Annotated in this window: 16 protein-coding genes; 2 read left to right on the plus strand and 14 right to left on the minus strand. The window is 37.5% G+C overall.

What is annotated here, in order from left to right; genetic code table 11:
- Positions 1 to 23: 23 nt before the first annotated feature.
- The 14 genes from csrA to ACZLO7_RS19310 form a co-directional block, all read right to left on the minus strand.
- Complete coding sequence (csrA, locus tag ACZLO7_RS19245) at positions 24 to 257, minus strand: carbon storage regulator CsrA (RefSeq protein WP_464938232.1); 234 nt, start codon at positions 255 to 257, stop codon at positions 24 to 26.
- Entirely contained in the window at positions 257 to 700 is a 444-nt protein-coding gene (gene fliW, locus ACZLO7_RS19250; RefSeq protein ID WP_464938231.1) for a flagellar assembly protein FliW, read from the minus strand. Before fliW ends, csrA begins: the two co-directional genes overlap by 1 nt.
- Positions 701 to 702: 2 nt before the next feature.
- Positions 703 to 1,266, minus strand: coding sequence for a DUF6470 family protein (locus tag ACZLO7_RS19255; RefSeq protein WP_464938230.1), 564 nt, complete (start codon positions 1,264 to 1,266; stop codon positions 703 to 705).
- Between the two features lie 67 nt (positions 1,267 to 1,333).
- Complete coding sequence (flgL, locus tag ACZLO7_RS19260) at positions 1,334 to 2,251, minus strand: flagellar hook-associated protein FlgL (protein WP_464938229.1); 918 nt, start codon at positions 2,249 to 2,251, stop codon at positions 1,334 to 1,336.
- Positions 2,252 to 2,263: 12 nt separating this feature from the next.
- Complete coding sequence (gene flgK / locus ACZLO7_RS19265) at positions 2,264 to 3,910, minus strand: flagellar hook-associated protein FlgK (RefSeq protein WP_464938228.1); 1,647 nt, start codon at positions 3,908 to 3,910, stop codon at positions 2,264 to 2,266.
- A 21-nt stretch (positions 3,911 to 3,931) separates the two neighbouring features.
- Positions 3,932 to 4,423: a flagellar protein FlgN gene (locus tag ACZLO7_RS19270; protein WP_464938227.1), complete on the minus strand. Its 492-nt coding sequence runs from the start codon at positions 4,421 to 4,423 to the stop codon at positions 3,932 to 3,934.
- A gap of 18 nt (positions 4,424 to 4,441) precedes the next feature.
- Complete coding sequence (gene flgM / locus ACZLO7_RS19275; protein ID WP_464938226.1) at positions 4,442 to 4,705, minus strand: flagellar biosynthesis anti-sigma factor FlgM; 264 nt, start codon at positions 4,703 to 4,705, stop codon at positions 4,442 to 4,444.
- A gap of 1,144 nt (positions 4,706 to 5,849) precedes the next feature.
- The gene (locus tag ACZLO7_RS19280) at positions 5,850 to 6,269 is read right to left on the minus strand and encodes a TIGR03826 family flagellar region protein (protein ID WP_464938225.1); all 420 of its coding nucleotides are present in this window, start codon (positions 6,267 to 6,269) and stop codon (positions 5,850 to 5,852) included.
- 124 nt (positions 6,270 to 6,393) lie between these two features.
- Complete coding sequence (locus tag ACZLO7_RS19285) at positions 6,394 to 6,999, minus strand: ComF family protein (RefSeq protein ID WP_464938224.1); 606 nt, start codon at positions 6,997 to 6,999, stop codon at positions 6,394 to 6,396.
- Positions 6,996 to 8,435 (minus strand): ATP-dependent helicase ComFA, encoded by a 1,440-nt coding sequence (locus tag ACZLO7_RS19290; RefSeq protein ID WP_464938223.1) that lies wholly within the window; start codon positions 8,433 to 8,435, stop codon positions 6,996 to 6,998. Before ACZLO7_RS19290 ends, ACZLO7_RS19285 begins: the two co-directional genes overlap by 4 nt.
- A gap of 696 nt (positions 8,436 to 9,131) precedes the next feature.
- Positions 9,132 to 9,974, minus strand: coding sequence for a fatty acid kinase binding subunit FakB (gene fakB, locus ACZLO7_RS19295; RefSeq protein WP_464938222.1), 843 nt, complete (start codon positions 9,972 to 9,974; stop codon positions 9,132 to 9,134).
- A 161-nt stretch (positions 9,975 to 10,135) separates the two neighbouring features.
- Positions 10,136 to 10,783 carry a nuclear transport factor 2 family protein gene (locus ACZLO7_RS19300; RefSeq protein ID WP_464938221.1) on the minus strand — a complete coding sequence of 216 codons (648 nt, stop codon included), beginning with the start codon at positions 10,781 to 10,783 and terminating at the stop codon, positions 10,136 to 10,138.
- A gap of 460 nt (positions 10,784 to 11,243) precedes the next feature.
- Positions 11,244 to 11,918 (minus strand): response regulator, encoded by a 675-nt coding sequence (locus ACZLO7_RS19305; protein WP_464938220.1) that lies wholly within the window; start codon positions 11,916 to 11,918, stop codon positions 11,244 to 11,246.
- A 26-nt stretch (positions 11,919 to 11,944) separates the two neighbouring features.
- A complete protein-coding gene (locus ACZLO7_RS19310) occupies positions 11,945 to 13,099 on the minus strand; it encodes a sensor histidine kinase (RefSeq protein WP_464938219.1) in 1,155 nt (384 codons plus the stop codon).
- A 183-nt stretch (positions 13,100 to 13,282) separates the two neighbouring features.
- On the opposite strand from ACZLO7_RS19310, the gene ACZLO7_RS19315 reads away from it, so the two are divergent.
- Both ACZLO7_RS19315 and ACZLO7_RS19320 read left to right on the plus strand, forming a co-directional pair.
- Positions 13,283 to 13,918, plus strand: a complete 636-nt coding sequence (locus ACZLO7_RS19315) for a YigZ family protein (RefSeq protein WP_464938218.1) — start codon at positions 13,283 to 13,285, stop codon at positions 13,916 to 13,918.
- Positions 13,919 to 14,055: 137 nt separating this feature from the next.
- On the plus strand, positions 14,056 to 15,135 hold the full coding sequence (locus ACZLO7_RS19320) for an LCP family protein (protein ID WP_464938217.1): 1,080 nt from the start codon (positions 14,056 to 14,058) through the stop codon (positions 15,133 to 15,135).
- Positions 15,136 to 15,392: the final 257 nt, after the last annotated feature.

Raw genomic sequence — 15,392 nt, forward strand, 5'->3', positions numbered from 1 at the left:
TTATATAAATGTTTAATAGTTTTTTAGATTTTTTTAAAAGTTTTTTTTGAGAGCTGTTCTAATAATGATTGTGGAATATTCAGCGCTTCTTTATTTTGCTCTTGAATGGCTTGATAAACCTCTGAGCGATGCACTTTCACCGATTTCGGGGCAACGATTCCTAGCTTGACTTGCTCACCATCTACCGAAAGTACCTTTAGCTCAATTTGGTCACCAATCATAATAGATTCTCCCTTTTTACGAGTTAGGACTAGCATTATTTCACACTTCCTTCCACTGTACCGATCGGATGGCGTAGTGCGTATTTCTCATTATCTTGGAGAACGATTTGTTTCCCTACTTTTTCTTTGACGTTAATGAGCACTGGTGCTAATAAATTTAGAGTGGATGATTCGAACGGGTCCTTTAATGTAACTATGGAATATGTAATAATATCAGACTCCGCTTTAACTTGTAATGCTTTTTTATCTGAATCTGATAAGTCGAATGCATAATCTTTTTTAATTAAGAAGGGAAAAGCAACGACAAATCCGACTTCGACATGTTCAATCGATTGCAATATACCAAATGGTGAATCTTTTTCTAATGGTAGTAAAACATATTTTGTGGATTCTTCAAAACCAGGAATACCCTCTTCAAATGTAACTACACTTTCTTTTTCAATTTCTACTGAGCCTAAAAATTTTGTTTCGATGTTCATCTTTATTCTCCTTTAATAACCGTAGTTTCTACTGATGGATATTGTAGCATTGTTCCAGTTACATCACCTTGTTTGTAGTCATGTACTACTTTACCAATTTGAACGCTAATTTTTGGATCTTGACGGGTAATATTAATATTTAGTTGATCAGGTACATATTTTATTTTCACTGCTCCGACTGATGGCTTCCAAGCAATTCCGAGATTTTTAGGTGGCGGGTTTGCATTACTTTGGGCAATAGAAGGAATTACATTACCTTTTCCTTTACCAATATTCATCATTTGGCGACCTTCACTAGCTCGTCTACCTACGCCTTCTAAACCTTTTTGTCGGCCGTCACTCGCAAATTTCTGAATAGATTCGCGAGTTGTATATAAACCTAAATCTCGATGAGCCTGAGAAGAATCTATTAGTAATTTAGCCGATTCCGAACTCATTTGTAAAGTAGCTGCAGGTTGTTCGATATGTTGCTGCGCTCGTGGTTGTTTAATAACCTGTACTGGATCAATAATATTGAGACCCACTTTTGCATCTGTAGTACGAATTTGAATTTGATCAAGCTTCATAGCAATTTCACTCCTTTGAAAAAGGCTCTCGCTCTATAGTAGCGAGAGCCTTTTGGCTAAGTATTGATTATAGAAAATCTACTAAAGTAGGTTGAATGATACGGCCACCTACAGATAATGATGCACGGTGGATCGATTCTTCTGTGATTAATTGTGTAATTACTTTTTCATAGTCTATATCTTCATTGTTAGACATTTGTCTCGTAACATTTAATTCTTGTGCGGAGAGGCGATCCGTCATCATGTCTGCACGATTCTGTTTTGCACCAACTTGAGCAAGGGAATCTAATACTGAATTTTGTTCCTTACTAATATCACCTAGTAAGTTCCCAATAGCTGTCCCAGATGTAGTACCTGCATTGAGTGTATCTGTATCGTTCATTGCTACTTGAATATCTTGCATTAGTTTATCAATGTTTGCAAAAAGTTCCTTACCTTTAATATTCACGCCCAATGTCACACCGTTATACACTTCGATGTCTACAGACTCATTATTTCCTTTAAGGGTTGGAAGTGGATCAGTTGCACCAGCATTGGCAGATGAATTTGGAAATAATGGTTCTAACGTTTTGGTCCCACTAAAGATATATTGTTCTCCACTTTGTGTATTCGCTACATCACGGATTTGTTTACGTATTTCATCAATCTCAGTTTTAATCTTTTGGCGATCTTCATCTGTATTTGTATCATTGGCAGCTTGTGTGACAAGTTCTTGTACACGTTTTAAAGCATTACCTACTTGACTAAGTGATTCATTTGTCGTGTCTAGCCAATTGTTTACTTCATTCATATTACGAGTGAATTGAGATACTTTTGTTAGATCTGTTCTATAACCTATCCCTAAAACTGCTGCTACTGGATCATCAGAGGGGCGTGTAAGCTTAGAACCTGAAGTTATTTGTTGTTGCAACTTACCCATTTTGTTGTAACTGTTACTCAAATTACGCAACATATTATTGGATAACATCGATTGTGTCATTCGCATTTAACTAGCCCCCTATATCCCTACTCGGCCCATGCCGTTGATGATTTTATCTAATGTTTCGTCTACTACTGTTATCATACGTGCTGAAGCATTATATGCTTGATTGAACATGATCATATTCGTCATTTCTTCATCTAGTGATACTGAGCTATTGGAGTCACGACGGTTACTAATATTTAATTGATTTAGTGCTATACTTGACGCCTTATCTAGGGCTTCTGATCCATTTACACCTATTTTACCTATAAGACCTTGGTAAAATGACTGTGTTGTAGCTCCTTCTAAATCTATATCTTTTGGGAACGATAATGTAATTGAAGTCCCATTACCTAAATCAATTACTTTACCATCTGATAAAGAGGTTGTTTCTAAATTAGATAAAACATTAGCTAATTTACCATTACCTTCCTCTTCAGGTGCCGTTGATGCTGCAATTTCTGAAGGATTTGTAATCTTAACTGTTACTTTACCGTCAGCATCAATTGCAAAGAAGTCCTCTCCTTTTGTAGAACTATTCAATTGGTAACCCTCTTTATGAATCTGATTAAATGCACTGACAAATGCTTTTGCAAGTTTACTTAAATCTTGTAGGGTGCTTGGATAATCACCTTTTGGTAATGCACTTCCAGCATCTTCATATCCATATGAATGAGCTAGAGAAATCATCTTCCCTCCACCAATTGTCAAGTCAGCTACCTTTATGGCTTTGCTTGCAAATTGATTTGACTGTAAATTTATAGCTTCTTCTACTTTAACTAAGTCCGAAACACCAAAGCCAGTAAACGCTTGGAATTCGGTTAAATCTTTAGTTAGCGCTTCGGCCCCTCCAGTTATATTACCATCTTTATCTAATTTTTTACCTTGTGCTTGTAATTGTGCGACTTTATTACCTTCAACAAGTGTTGTATCCGTACCTTTAAATTTAATAACTACTGAGCCTTCAGCAATCCCTAAGGCGTTTCCACCTGATTTTGTATAGCTTATTTCAATTGGTACATATCCCGATAATTCGTCAATTAAATTATCGCGTGCATCATACAAATCATTAGGTAAGTAGCCATTTGGTTCAACTTTTTGAATTTGTTCATTAATTTCAGCTATTCGACGTAATATTGAGTTAATCTTATCTGTTTCAACATTTAGTTGGTTTTTTAAGTTTCCTTGAACTTCCTTGAGTTGTCCATTTATGTAGTTAAAAGAATCTGCTAAATGAGCAGCACGCTCTAAAGCGACTGTACGTGTAGCTGAATTTGCTGATTTTGTACCGATGTTTTGCATTGACTTATAAAAGTCATTGAATGCTTGCTTTAAGCCATAGTCAGAAGGCTCAGACATAATATCTTCCATTTGACCGATCGATTCTGTTTTTGCACCCCAGTAGCCTAATGCCGTCGTGGCTTGTCTATACTGTCTATCAACAAACTGATCACGAATACGTTCTACAGACCCTGCTTCTACTCCCGTACCTATATGACCGGCTGTCTTCGGAGCGTTTAAGCCAACACCTGGATAACCTAGTGTTGCTTGCATGTTGACACGTTGGCGTGAATACCCAACTGTGTTGGCGTTAGAGATGTTATGACCTGTTGTGTACAGAGCACTTTGTTGTGTGAATAGACCTCGTTTACTTGTTTCTAATCCCATAAATGTGGAGCGCATTTTGTTTCCTCCTTTAGTTTATTATGCTTGTGAATCAAAACTTGTTTTTAAAGTACTACCGCGAACTTCTTTTTGTGAGTAGTTAATTTGATTGGGTTGTGGTCGCAGCATATCTAATGTCAGATTGACAAACTGTAGTGATTGGAAAATCATTTTTTGGTTTAGGTCATTTTGATGTTTCAGTGTTTCGATGACGAGTAGAAGTTTTTTGCGTGCTTCGTCTAATTTGTGTTGTTCAATTGGCGTATCAGCTACTTCCATTACTTGAGCGACAGTTGCGTGTTCAGCAGGAGCAATTCCTTTTGCTCTAAGGTAATCCGTTACCGCTTGCTGACGCTGTTGCTCGAGCTGTGAGATTGCAGCTACATGCGATTGCTCATCCTTGAGCAATTGATCGAGTCCGTCCATGTCTCCTGTTGTGGTGAACTCTGTTTTCTTATACGCAAGTTCTAACAGGCTTTTATGCATTTTTTCTAATTTATCCATCTTGGATAAAATCATTTCAATGGACATTTCTCATACTCCTTTTGGTTATGGGCGATAATATTTCAATATATCTGAAGCGACTTGTTTTGCGTCTACTTTATAGTTGCCCTCTTGAATTTGTGCTTTTAATGCTTGTACGCGTTCTGCTCTTTCATCTGCATAACTAACGATTCCTTGAAGATCTTTTGCAGCTGATGAAATTTCAAGCTGATCTGCCGTTTTAGCTACTGATTGCTTAGCAAAATCTGATTTTACAGGCTGGTTTTTATATGGGTTTACAGCATTCACGCCGTAGTTGAAAATTTTCATATAGAATGGCCTCCTCTCAATCGTTCCTTTTATATATTCATTATTTCGGTTAGTTTATATCGATGTTAAGTATTTTGTAATAAAAGCGAAAGACATCCTACTCTGTTTTTTAGTAGCTAGTGCTATATGCCTTATTTGTTGGAGGAGAGTTGATGGGGTTTATGGCGCTGCTTGCTCCCGCTTTAGCGCTACTCGCTCCCGCTTTGGCGCTACTCACTCTCGTTTTGGCGCTACTCACTCTCGCTTTATCGCTACTCACTCCTGCTTTGGCGTTACTCGCTCCCGCTTTAGCGCTTCTCACTCCTGCTTTGGCGCTTCTCACTCCTGCTTTGGCGCTTCTCGGCCCCGCTTTGGCGCTACTCACTCCTGCTTTGGCGTTACTCGCTCCCGCTTTAGCGCTTCACGCTCTCGTTTTGGCGCTACTCACTGGCTTTGGCGCTACTCGCTCTCGTTTTGGCGCTACTCACTGGCTTTAGCGCTTCTCACTCCCGCTTTAGCGCTACTCGCTCTCGTTTTGGCGCTACTCATTCCCGCTTTAGCGCTACTCGCTCCTGCTTTGGCGCTTCTCACTGGCTTTAGCGCTACTCGCTCCCGCTTTGGCGCTACTCGCTCCAGGTTTAGCGCTACTCGCTCCCGCTTTGGCGCTACTCACTCCCGCTTTAGCGCTACTCATTCCTGCTTTGGCGCTACTCGCTCTCGTTTTGGCGCTACTCACTGGCTTTGGCGCTACTCACTCCCGCTTTAGCGCTTCTCACTCTCGCTTTGGCGCTACTCACTGGCTTTGGCGCTTCTCACTCCCGCTTTAGCGCTACTCATTGGCTTTAGCGCTTCTCACTCCCGCTTTAGCGCTACTCGCTCTCGCTTTATCGCTACTCGCTCTCGTTTTGGCGCTACTCACTGGCTTTAGCGCTACTCATTCCATCTTTAGCGCTTCTCACTCCCGCTTTAGCGCTTCTCACTCCCGCTTTAGCGCTACTCATCCCAGCTTTGGCACTACTCACTCAACTTCTACCCCTACTCACTCCCGCTTTAGCGCTTCTCACTCCCGCTTTAGCCCGTCTCACAAGCTACTTACCCATAAACCTCATCTATCATCAAAAACAAAAAATCCCCACATACTACGTATGCGAAGATTTACATTCTATTACTTTTTCTTGTTAACGTCTGCGTAGTATGTTGCTCGTTCTGATTCTTCTACGCTTGTTCTAAATTCTCTTGCTGCTTCGAATTTATTGAGATCTGATTTTAGATCCCCTTGACATTTAGTGCAGAGTTTACCTTTCGTCGTTAAACCTCCGCAGCTGTCACAAGGATAACCTAGGTTTGGGAACATAGCTGGTTGTAAGCGCCCTTTCCTTACCCACTTATGTAGTAAGTCTTCTTCTACACCTGTTGCTTCAACAATTTGGTCGACTGTTGCTGCTCGATTATCGCGTTTGCGTAAGAAGCGGTAGACTACCTCGTACATTTTCTCTTCATCTTGGGCACATTTTCCGCAAACTTCTCTAATGCCAGTATAGTTATAAAAGTCCCCACATTTAGGACAACTTCGCAATTCACCCATGCTCTTACCCCCTGGAATTTAATTTCTACTACTTAATATACTAGTTATATTGTCGGCAAAATCAACCTAAAATTTATAAAGTATAGGGAGTTTGTACAGAATTGCACGTTTTCTTGTATCTTTTTTACAAACCTTGAATTAGAGTGAACGCTTTCACAGAGGGTGCTCCAGCCGCAGTGAGTATCGCTTTGGCATGTTTTAATGTAGTTCCAGTTGTCACAATATCATCTATTAAAATATGAGGTCGATCTTCAATTTTACTATTTGCTTTTAATTGAAATAGCTGTACGCTTTGTTCACGTTCTATTTTTGATTTAGATGATTGTGATTCAATTGAAATTTTCTCGAGCAAATGTGTATAGGGAATTCCTGACGCTTTCAGTAATTCGTCAATATGGGCAAAGGTGCGTGTTTTTATTTTATCTGGATGCATCGGAATTGGCACAATGACTGCATCAGTATTTTTAAGCGCTTGGGCAATTTCAAATCTAAACACATCTTTTAACACAATATCTTTAAAAAACTTATATTGATGAAGGAAGTCTTTCATTGCTTCATTATAATGAAATAATGCTTGGATATCTTGAGACTTTTGTTGTTCGGGTTTAACAATTTCAAATTTGTTATGGCAAGAAGCACAAGTGACTGCCTGTTGTTCATACATAAAGAGCTGTTTCCATGTCAAACGTCTTGTTAGTGGTTTTGAACATAGGTAACAAATAATACTCATATCGTTGTTAGCTCCGTATTATTGAAACGTTTAATTTCCTTTGTTGCTCGATCCATTTCAATCGAGATACCGTGGTGAAAGAAAACGAGATCCCCAGTAGGACATTCAAAGGAGCGTCCAACTCTCCCCCCAATTTGAATGAGCGCGCTGGAAGTGAAAATCCCACTTTCAGCTCCCACTACCGCTACTTGTACGTTTGGAATTGTAATACCTCGTTCTAAAATAGTTGTTGTTAATAATCCCCTTACTTTCTTTGCACGGAGTTCTAATACTTTTTCTTTTCGCTTCGGGTCTTCTGCATGAACTGCTTGAATGCTTGGGTCAAGCTGCTGAAATAATGAGATGGCCTTTTCCATTAGCGCAATAGTTGGGAAGAAAATGAGAAAAGGTTTATTTTCTTGTACCTGTTTTTTTGTCCATTGAATAAGTTTTCTTGGTAATCTATTTGCTTCAATTTGTTTTGAGTATCGCCATAATGATTCATAGCGTGGCACTGGCAGTGGATGTCCGTGATATCTTCTTGGAATGAAAGAATACCCGCCTTGCTGTTTTTTTATTTGACCGAGCAATTTTTCAGATGGTGTTGCTGTTACGTACATTATGGGTGCTGTCCTTTTTTTAGCTTTGATAACTGCCTGTTGTAAAGTTTCATCATGTGTATACGGGAATGCATCAGCTTCATCGACAATGATAATATCAAAAGCATTTTCAAAACGATACAACTGGTGCGTTGTCGCGATGATCAACGGGGCGTAAGTATTGTCGACTTCTGCGCCACCATAGAGCGCTTGCATTTTTGTCTTTGGGAAAACTTGTTGAATGCGCGGTGCTAACTCTAATACAACATCCGTTCTAGGTGTTGCAACCGCAATTCGTTTTCCTTTCTTTAAACATTCGTGAATAGCCGGGAATAATATCTCTGTTTTTCCGGCACCGCAAACTGCATGGATTAAATGAGCTCTGTTTGCTTTTATACTTTGAATAAGTTCTTTGGAAGCTTTTTGCTGATAGGGCGTAAAGGTACCTGTCCATGCAAATCTATGGTTGGTTGATTTTCTAGTTGTTGGTCCAACCCATTTAATAAGATCAGAGCAACTACTAACACGGCCCATACGGATGCAATGTCTACAATAGACACAAGCTTGCTGACAGGCCGCACAATTATAGGTTACAAACAAGTATTGTTTATTATTAGCACATCGATTGCATGTATAGTTCGAACGTTTAAATCGGGAATTCATTTTGGAATTTTTCTTCACACCTGGGAGAGTGGCGATGTAGCCAAGTTTGATGTGTTGGGTGATTAGTTCATCTGAGAAGGGTGAATAGTCGCGTAACCAAATGCGACCTGTTAGGAAATCACGCAATGTCGGATTTTCTAAGGTGCCGATATATCTATGGATCTTATTTCGTTTCCTTACTAAGTGTTTTTTCAACTAATTCCTCCTAACTAGGGGTTAGGTATGGATTTATTTTACAATTAATCAATTAAGTATTCAAGTCCAATAGAATATCAAATTTTTATTAAAATTAATCAAGAAACCACCCCTACATCATGTAATGGCACTGAAAAACTTATTTTAAAAATGTATTGATCTTCAATAATGGCACTTTTGTTCGAGTTTGAACAGAAATTGCCTGTGTTTTTTTGTATTTCCCTTATTCTTCTTTAATAGCTTCAAGATACGTTTCAAATTCACCGCAAATATTGTTGTAGCTCCTTGGACCTCCAGGCCAAATAAATCTGCCGATTTTGCCGTATTGTAGCCATGCGGATTTTGAATGTTTCTTGTTTAGAAATCATGGACAGCACCACCTTGAATTAGTCTTTCATTATTAAGGGGTAGGTGTGAATCTGTAAGACTGAAATACTCAGAAAAACGATAAAACTAGTTGATTGGAGTGCAGGTGGCGACTCCTTGGGGAACTAGCGAACATCTTGAGACCCCGCAGGAGCGTTTGCGACGAGGAGGCTCAAGGTTCGCCCCCAGGAAAGCGTCCGCCGGAACGGAAATTAACGGCATCGAAGAAAAAGCCATGGCGGAAACATTAATCGTTGCCACCATGGCTAAAATTCATTTTATGGACTTTTTCAGTGCCCTACATCGTGTAAGGAGGTTTCTTCTTTTACTTTATTTTTTTACCCAACCTAGACCCATAGAGCCTTCGCCTAGATGAGTCCCAATAACAGGGCCGAAGTAGCTTAATTTAACGTTAACATTTGGGAATCTATCTTGCAACGTTGCCATCCACTCTTTTGCTTCATCTTCACAGTTAGCGTGTATTACTACTGCATCAAGATGATCGTATTTTGCGGCGTCTTCGCCGAGCATATCTTCTACACGTTTAAGAGCACGCTTACGTGTACGAATTTTTTCGAAGGGTACAATGACTTTGTTTTCAAAATGTAGTATCGGCTTAACTTGTAAAAGTCCACCGATTAGTGCTTGGGCTGCAGATAAGCGACCACCTCGTTGTAAGTGCGCTAAGTCGTCTACCATGAAATATGCTCGCAATGTTTTTCGCATTTCTTCAAGCGCTTCTAAAATTTCTTTAGCAGATGCTCCTTCTTGGGCCATTTCACCAGCTTTTAATACATAGAAGCCTTGAACTGCACAAGAGATTTCACTGTCGAATCCATAGACATCAATGTCTTGAACCATTTCACCAGCTTGTAAAGCTCCTAAATATGTACCACTAATACCACTCGATAAGTGTATAGCCACAACTTCATCGTAATCTTTAGAAAGCTCGTCAAATAATGTCACAAAAGTACCAATTGCTGGTTGTGACGTCTTTGGAAGCTCGTTTTCATTTCGCACTTTATCATAAAAATCAGTAGTTGTTAAGTTTACTTCTTCCTCAAAAGTTTCATGTTTAATTACAACACTTAAAGGTACCATGCGAATATTATATTGATCACGCTCGGCTTGCGTTAAGTATGCTGTACTATCTGTTACTATGGCAGTTGTCATTAATCGTTCACACTCCTACTTCAATAGTATATTAATATCGTAAGAAAGTGAAATGAAAAATAATACGTTTACAAAGAATGTTATTTTTCGCTACTATTCGTTTTTATTCACAAAAAATAGTAAAGCAGCTACCTATTAATAAGTAGCTGCTTCTTTATATCTTAGTCTTCTTTTGAACCAACAGCGAATAAACTTGTAACAAGCCACTTGCCATCTTCTTTAGCAAAGACAGTAACTTGTTTGGCTGGCTGCTTAAATTTGTTGCCATCCTCTTGTTCCATTTCGACTGTAATATTGGCATAAACTTGCGCTTCATTTTCATTATACTTAATGATACGAACGTCTTTTACTGTACGCTTAGTATTATAATCTTCAAAAATTCGCTTTAACTGTTCCAAATCCTCATCTAAAGTAAATCCTTGAGGCTTTTTAGACAGCGTTTCGCTATATCGATTAATGTCTTCAGCATTAAAAGCCTTAATGTATTCGTCAAATGCTTGGAGAATTACCTTTTCCTCATCAGCAGGGACGTTTGTAGCCTCTTTTACTGTACCGCCTGACATTTCAATACCTACTGATTTATCGTCAGCCGACGTCGCTTCTGGTGCAGCTGATTTTTCTGATTTTGTTACGCCATTTTCTGCATCTTCACTTTTATCTTTAATACTATGGTCAACTGCATTAGAAGTTGTTTGGTTTTCACCATCGTTGACTGAACCAGTATTTTCTTTTTTATTGCTGTCATCATTGCCACATGCCACTAACAATAAGGCACATACTGGGACAAGCAACCATCTTTTTATATTCAATTCCAAAACCTCCCGCGGATATTGTAGCACATTTGCAGATTGCCTAAAAATTTATAGCTTTATACAAAGTTCCATCTAATAGAGTAATCCTTTTTATCGATGAAAACACTATATCTTTTCAAAAAATATTTACAAATAGATGACGTTTGTATCAAGCTAAAGTTGCACAAAAACACAAAACCCCGCTTCTCGACAAAGAGAAACAGGGGTGTGCTTGGTACCATAAAATACATAATGATAGAATGCGTGCAAATGAATTTGCAGTGCTAATCGCAGACTAAAATTAGATTTCTTTCGACCAATACTTTTCAAGTTTTAAATGCAGGCTTTGACATTGCGTCATGTTCAAAGTTGAACTGCAATCTTAATAATAGGCTAATTCATAACTTAGCACAAGCGATGCGTCGGAACATTCACTTACAGCGAGTAAATCTATCATCATGTAGACAGAGCAGAACAATTATCGTACTTCAACCCAACCGTTTTTAATTGCTGTAACTACAGCTTGTGTACGGTCATTTACGTTCATTTTTTGTAAAATGCTTGATACGTGGTTTTTAACTGTTTTTTCTGAGATGAATAAAGTTTCACCAATTGCACGGTTACTTTGACCATCAGTTAATAATTGCAATACTTCACATTCACGTTTAGTTAACAAATGGAATGGACGACGAATTTCTGTTTGATGGAATGAACCTTTATTTTCGCGTTCGCTTAAGCGACGGTATTCAGCAACTAGGTTTTTAGTTACTTTCGGATGTAAGTAAGAACCGCCTGAAGCTACAATCTTGATAGCTTCAACAATTTCGTCAGCATCCATTTCTTTTAACATATAACCAAGAGCACCTGATTTTAATGCGTGAGAAACATATGATTCATCATCATGGATAGAAAGCATAATAACTTTTGCATCAGCGTATTTTTCTAAAAGTTCAGCTGTTGCTTCAACACCATTTTTTTGAGGCATATTGATATCCATTAATACAACATCTGGACTATAATCTTCATAAAGTTGGACTACATCAGTACCGTCATCGCCTTCTGCTACTACATCAAATGTATCTTCAAAATCTAAAATGCGTTTTACACCTTCACGGAATAATTGGTGATCGTCTACTATTATTATTTTTGTCATATAAATTCCTCCTAATTAATACTACTCTAATTCTTTTGTTCATGATTTAGCGGAATTTTGAATATTATTCTAGTTCCATTTTCAACCTCAGAAATCATTTCCATTTTACCACTAAGTAATTCAACTCGTTCGCGCATACCAATTAAACCGAATGAATTCTTTTTCACAATATTAGTATCGAATCCTACACCATCATCTTTTATAGTTACATTGGCATGTTCTTCCAACCATTCGAATTTAACCCATATTTCAAGTGATTTACCATGTTTTATAGCATTATTTACACATTCTTGTACAAGTCTGAAAATGGCTACCTCGTAATTGGTACCCATTCTTTTTTGCTCACCCATTGACTGAAAATGAATTGCAGTACCTTTATTATACTCTTCAACTGAAGAAAGATATTTCTTTAGTGTAGGAATTATACCTAGGTCATCTAAAGCCATTGGACGTAAATCGTAAATAATGCGTCTTACTTCATGTAGCGCATCGCGTACCATGTCTTTTAATTGTAATATTTCTTGTAGTGCTTTTTCTACCCCTCGTTCTTGGTATGTGCGATTTATTAAATCTGTGCGAAGTAATACATTGGCTAACATTTGTGCGGGTCCATCATGAATTTCACGAGAAATACGTTTACGCTCGTCTTCTGTTGCTTCGATGATTTTAATTGTAAAGTCTTCTTTCATCTTCGCATTTTCGAGCGCAGGACCGACGTGCTTCAAATCAAATGTTAAATAGTTTAATACGACATTCACTTGGTTTACGAGGTGATTTGCTTTTTCAATTGTATCAAGTAAGTTGCGCATCCTTCTCTCTAGGTCATCTCTTTTCTCACGGAGCTGCTTTTCTTCAGCCTTGATAACAGAATGACGTATTTGAAGTTGGTTTGCTTGATCGTATGCTTTGTGAATTTCAGACTCAGAATACGTTTGGAAGTTTTTTGAAACTTCTGCTAATCTTCCTCTGGCAAATTTCGTTTTGTTCTCTAGAATGTCATTTTCAGTAATTACATCAGCGATTTTTTCACGAACTTCTTCCAGTTCGATTTTCATTTCTTCAAATGTTCGTCTACTTTGTTCACTAATCGTAAAAATATCGCTTTTAGATTCGTCTATTGTTTTTACCATTCGATTAAAAATTAAATCTAATGATTTTATATCAATTTTGTCTCCCAACATACACATACCCCTTACAATTTGTGCTACATTTAGAAGAAATAATGAGCATATATTAAAATTCTATACATGTACCTATTTTCCTGTATCACAAATTCAATTATAGCATTTTTATGATTATTTTTTATTAAAATTTCATGTCAACTAAATGTCAAAAAAAAAATTGATTTATTTAAGGAGTTTACCATGAGAGAAAACTATTATACACTAAAAAGCTTTGGAACTGATGAAATAATCATCTCAAAATCGAGATTTATCGCGCATTGCGAGCGTGCAGAGACTGAAGAAGAAGCTATTGCATTTATTAACAAGATAAAAAAAGAGCATCATTCTGCAACCCATAATTGCTCGGCTTATTTAATAGGTGAACACGATCAAATTCAAAAAGCGAATGATGATGGTGAACCTAGTGGTACAGCCGGAGTACCTATGCTTGAAGTTTTGAAAAAACAACAGTTGAAAGATACTGTTGTAGTCGTAACTCGTTACTTTGGAGGCATTAAACTGGGAGCTGGTGGTTTGGTCCGTGCTTACGGTAAATCAACCACAGTTGGAATTGGAGCTGCAACTGTAGTTGAACGTCGCCTTCATAGTTTGATAAAAGTTTCCACTAGCTATACATGGTTAGGAAAAGTAGAAAATACTATTCGCAGTTCCTCATATATATTAGAGAAGATTGAATATACGGATGATGTCGATTTTTATATTTTTGTACCAAAAGAGGAAGAAGAGGACTTTACGAATTGGATGATTGAAATGACTAATGGACAATGTAAAATAAATTGTCATAAACAAGAGTTTTTAGAATTCGACAAACAGTAATATAAATTTAATTTTACTGTTACAAAATCGCATAGTATAATATAATTCGCTATAGATTCAAAATTGAAACTTTTTGGATAGGCTAACCGTCCAATATTTATATATAGCTTTTATTCCTAATTTAGAGGAGATAATGTATGACGAATTTAAGAATGGGCCAAAGAAAACAGAAGCCCTCAAAGAAAAAACTGATATTACGCACATTTTTAATCCTTATTGCCCTGATGGTTGTCTCAACTGGGACCTACGCATATTGGTTAACGAAGAAAGCAGAAGAAGCTGCTAATAAGGCATATGACAACGACAATACACGTGTAAAGTCGGATCTACGTAAATCGGCAGTAAAACCAATGACGGATAATGTTTCAATTCTATTTGTTGGTATCGATGATAGTGAAGAACGAGGTCAAGGTTCAGATCATTCCCGTTCAGACGCATTATTACTTGCAACATTAAACAATAAATCAAAATCAGTAAAACTATTAAGTATTCCTCGTGATTCTTATGTTTATATCCCAAATGTAAACAAGCAAGATAAGATTACGCACGCACATCTTGGTGGTACGAACGCAACGATTGATACTGTTGAGAATTTATTAAATGTTCCGGTTGATTATTATTACCGTTTAAACTTTGATGCTTTTATCGAAATCGTTGATGCTCTTGACGGTGTTGAAGTGGACGTTCCATACGAACTTCATGAACTTGATGAAAATGATAAACGTACAGTTAACCTAAAACCTGGTGTGCAAAAGTTAAATGGTCGTCAAGCATTAGCACTTGCAAGAACGCGTAAACAAGATAGTGATATTCAACGTGGCGAACGTCAACAAATGATTTTAGCTGCTATATTGAAAAAAGCATCTTCCGTTACATCATTTACAAAATACGATAATATACTTGAAGCTGTTGGTAAAAATATGAAAACAAATATGACTTTCAATGAAATGAAATCATTCTTTGAGTATATTAAAGGTGGCATGCCAGATGTAGAAACATTATCTCTTAAAGGTGATGATGATACTTCTACCGGCATTTACTACTATCAATTAGATCAAAATGCATTAGCAGAAACACAAAACACCTTACGTACTCAACTTGGTTTAACAGATAGTAGACTAACAGATAAATCAGGTGACGCAAATAATACATCAGACAAAAATAATGATGATGGCTCTGGATTCAAATCAAATTACAAATCAGATAAGAATCAATAATCACGAAAATCCCTCAGTCGTCTTCGACTAAGGGATTTTATTATATTTAACAAGTTACAGTAAGTTGTTAGTTAAGTATATGAATTAGTTTCACCTCACCAAATGAGATTGACCTGTACGTATTTCAAATTTAACATTTGTAAAGTTGATAATAATGCTATCAAAATTATTAGCCCACATTCACATTCATAATCATTCCCGAAGAATTCATCTAACAGCAAATAAAAAGACGATATCGCAGTCACCCTGCAATATCG

This window comes from Viridibacillus sp. d25.2 (genome assembly GCF_055456015.2).

Coding starts and splice junctions, on each gene's coding strand:
- csrA (WP_464938232.1), bottom strand. CDS start 257: ATGCTAGTCCTAACTCGTAAAAAGGGAGAATCTATTATGATTGGTGAC.
- fliW (WP_464938231.1), bottom strand. CDS start 700: ATGAACATCGAAACAAAATTTTTAGGCTCAGTAGAAATTGAAAAAGAA.
- ACZLO7_RS19255 (WP_464938230.1), bottom strand. CDS start 1,266: ATGAAGCTTGATCAAATTCAAATTCGTACTACAGATGCAAAAGTGGGT.
- flgL (WP_464938229.1), bottom strand. CDS start 2,251: ATGCGAATGACACAATCGATGTTATCCAATAATATGTTGCGTAATTTG.
- flgK (WP_464938228.1), bottom strand. CDS start 3,910: ATGCGCTCCACATTTATGGGATTAGAAACAAGTAAACGAGGTCTATTC.
- ACZLO7_RS19270 (WP_464938227.1), bottom strand. CDS start 4,423: ATGTCCATTGAAATGATTTTATCCAAGATGGATAAATTAGAAAAAATG.
- flgM (WP_464938226.1), bottom strand. CDS start 4,705: ATGAAAATTTTCAACTACGGCGTGAATGCTGTAAACCCATATAAAAAC.
- ACZLO7_RS19280 (WP_464938225.1), bottom strand. CDS start 6,269: ATGGGTGAATTGCGAAGTTGTCCTAAATGTGGGGACTTTTATAACTAT.
- ACZLO7_RS19285 (WP_464938224.1), bottom strand. CDS start 6,999: ATGAGTATTATTTGTTACCTATGTTCAAAACCACTAACAAGACGTTTG.
- fakB (WP_464938222.1), bottom strand. CDS start 9,974: ATGACAACTGCCATAGTAACAGATAGTACAGCATACTTAACGCAAGCC.
- ACZLO7_RS19305 (WP_464938220.1), bottom strand. CDS start 11,918: ATGACAAAAATAATAATAGTAGACGATCACCAATTATTCCGTGAAGGT.
- ACZLO7_RS19310 (WP_464938219.1), bottom strand. CDS start 13,099: ATGTTGGGAGACAAAATTGATATAAAATCATTAGATTTAATTTTTAAT.
- ACZLO7_RS19315 (WP_464938218.1), top strand. CDS start 13,283: ATGAGAGAAAACTATTATACACTAAAAAGCTTTGGAACTGATGAAATA.
- ACZLO7_RS19320 (WP_464938217.1), top strand. CDS start 14,056: ATGACGAATTTAAGAATGGGCCAAAGAAAACAGAAGCCCTCAAAGAAA.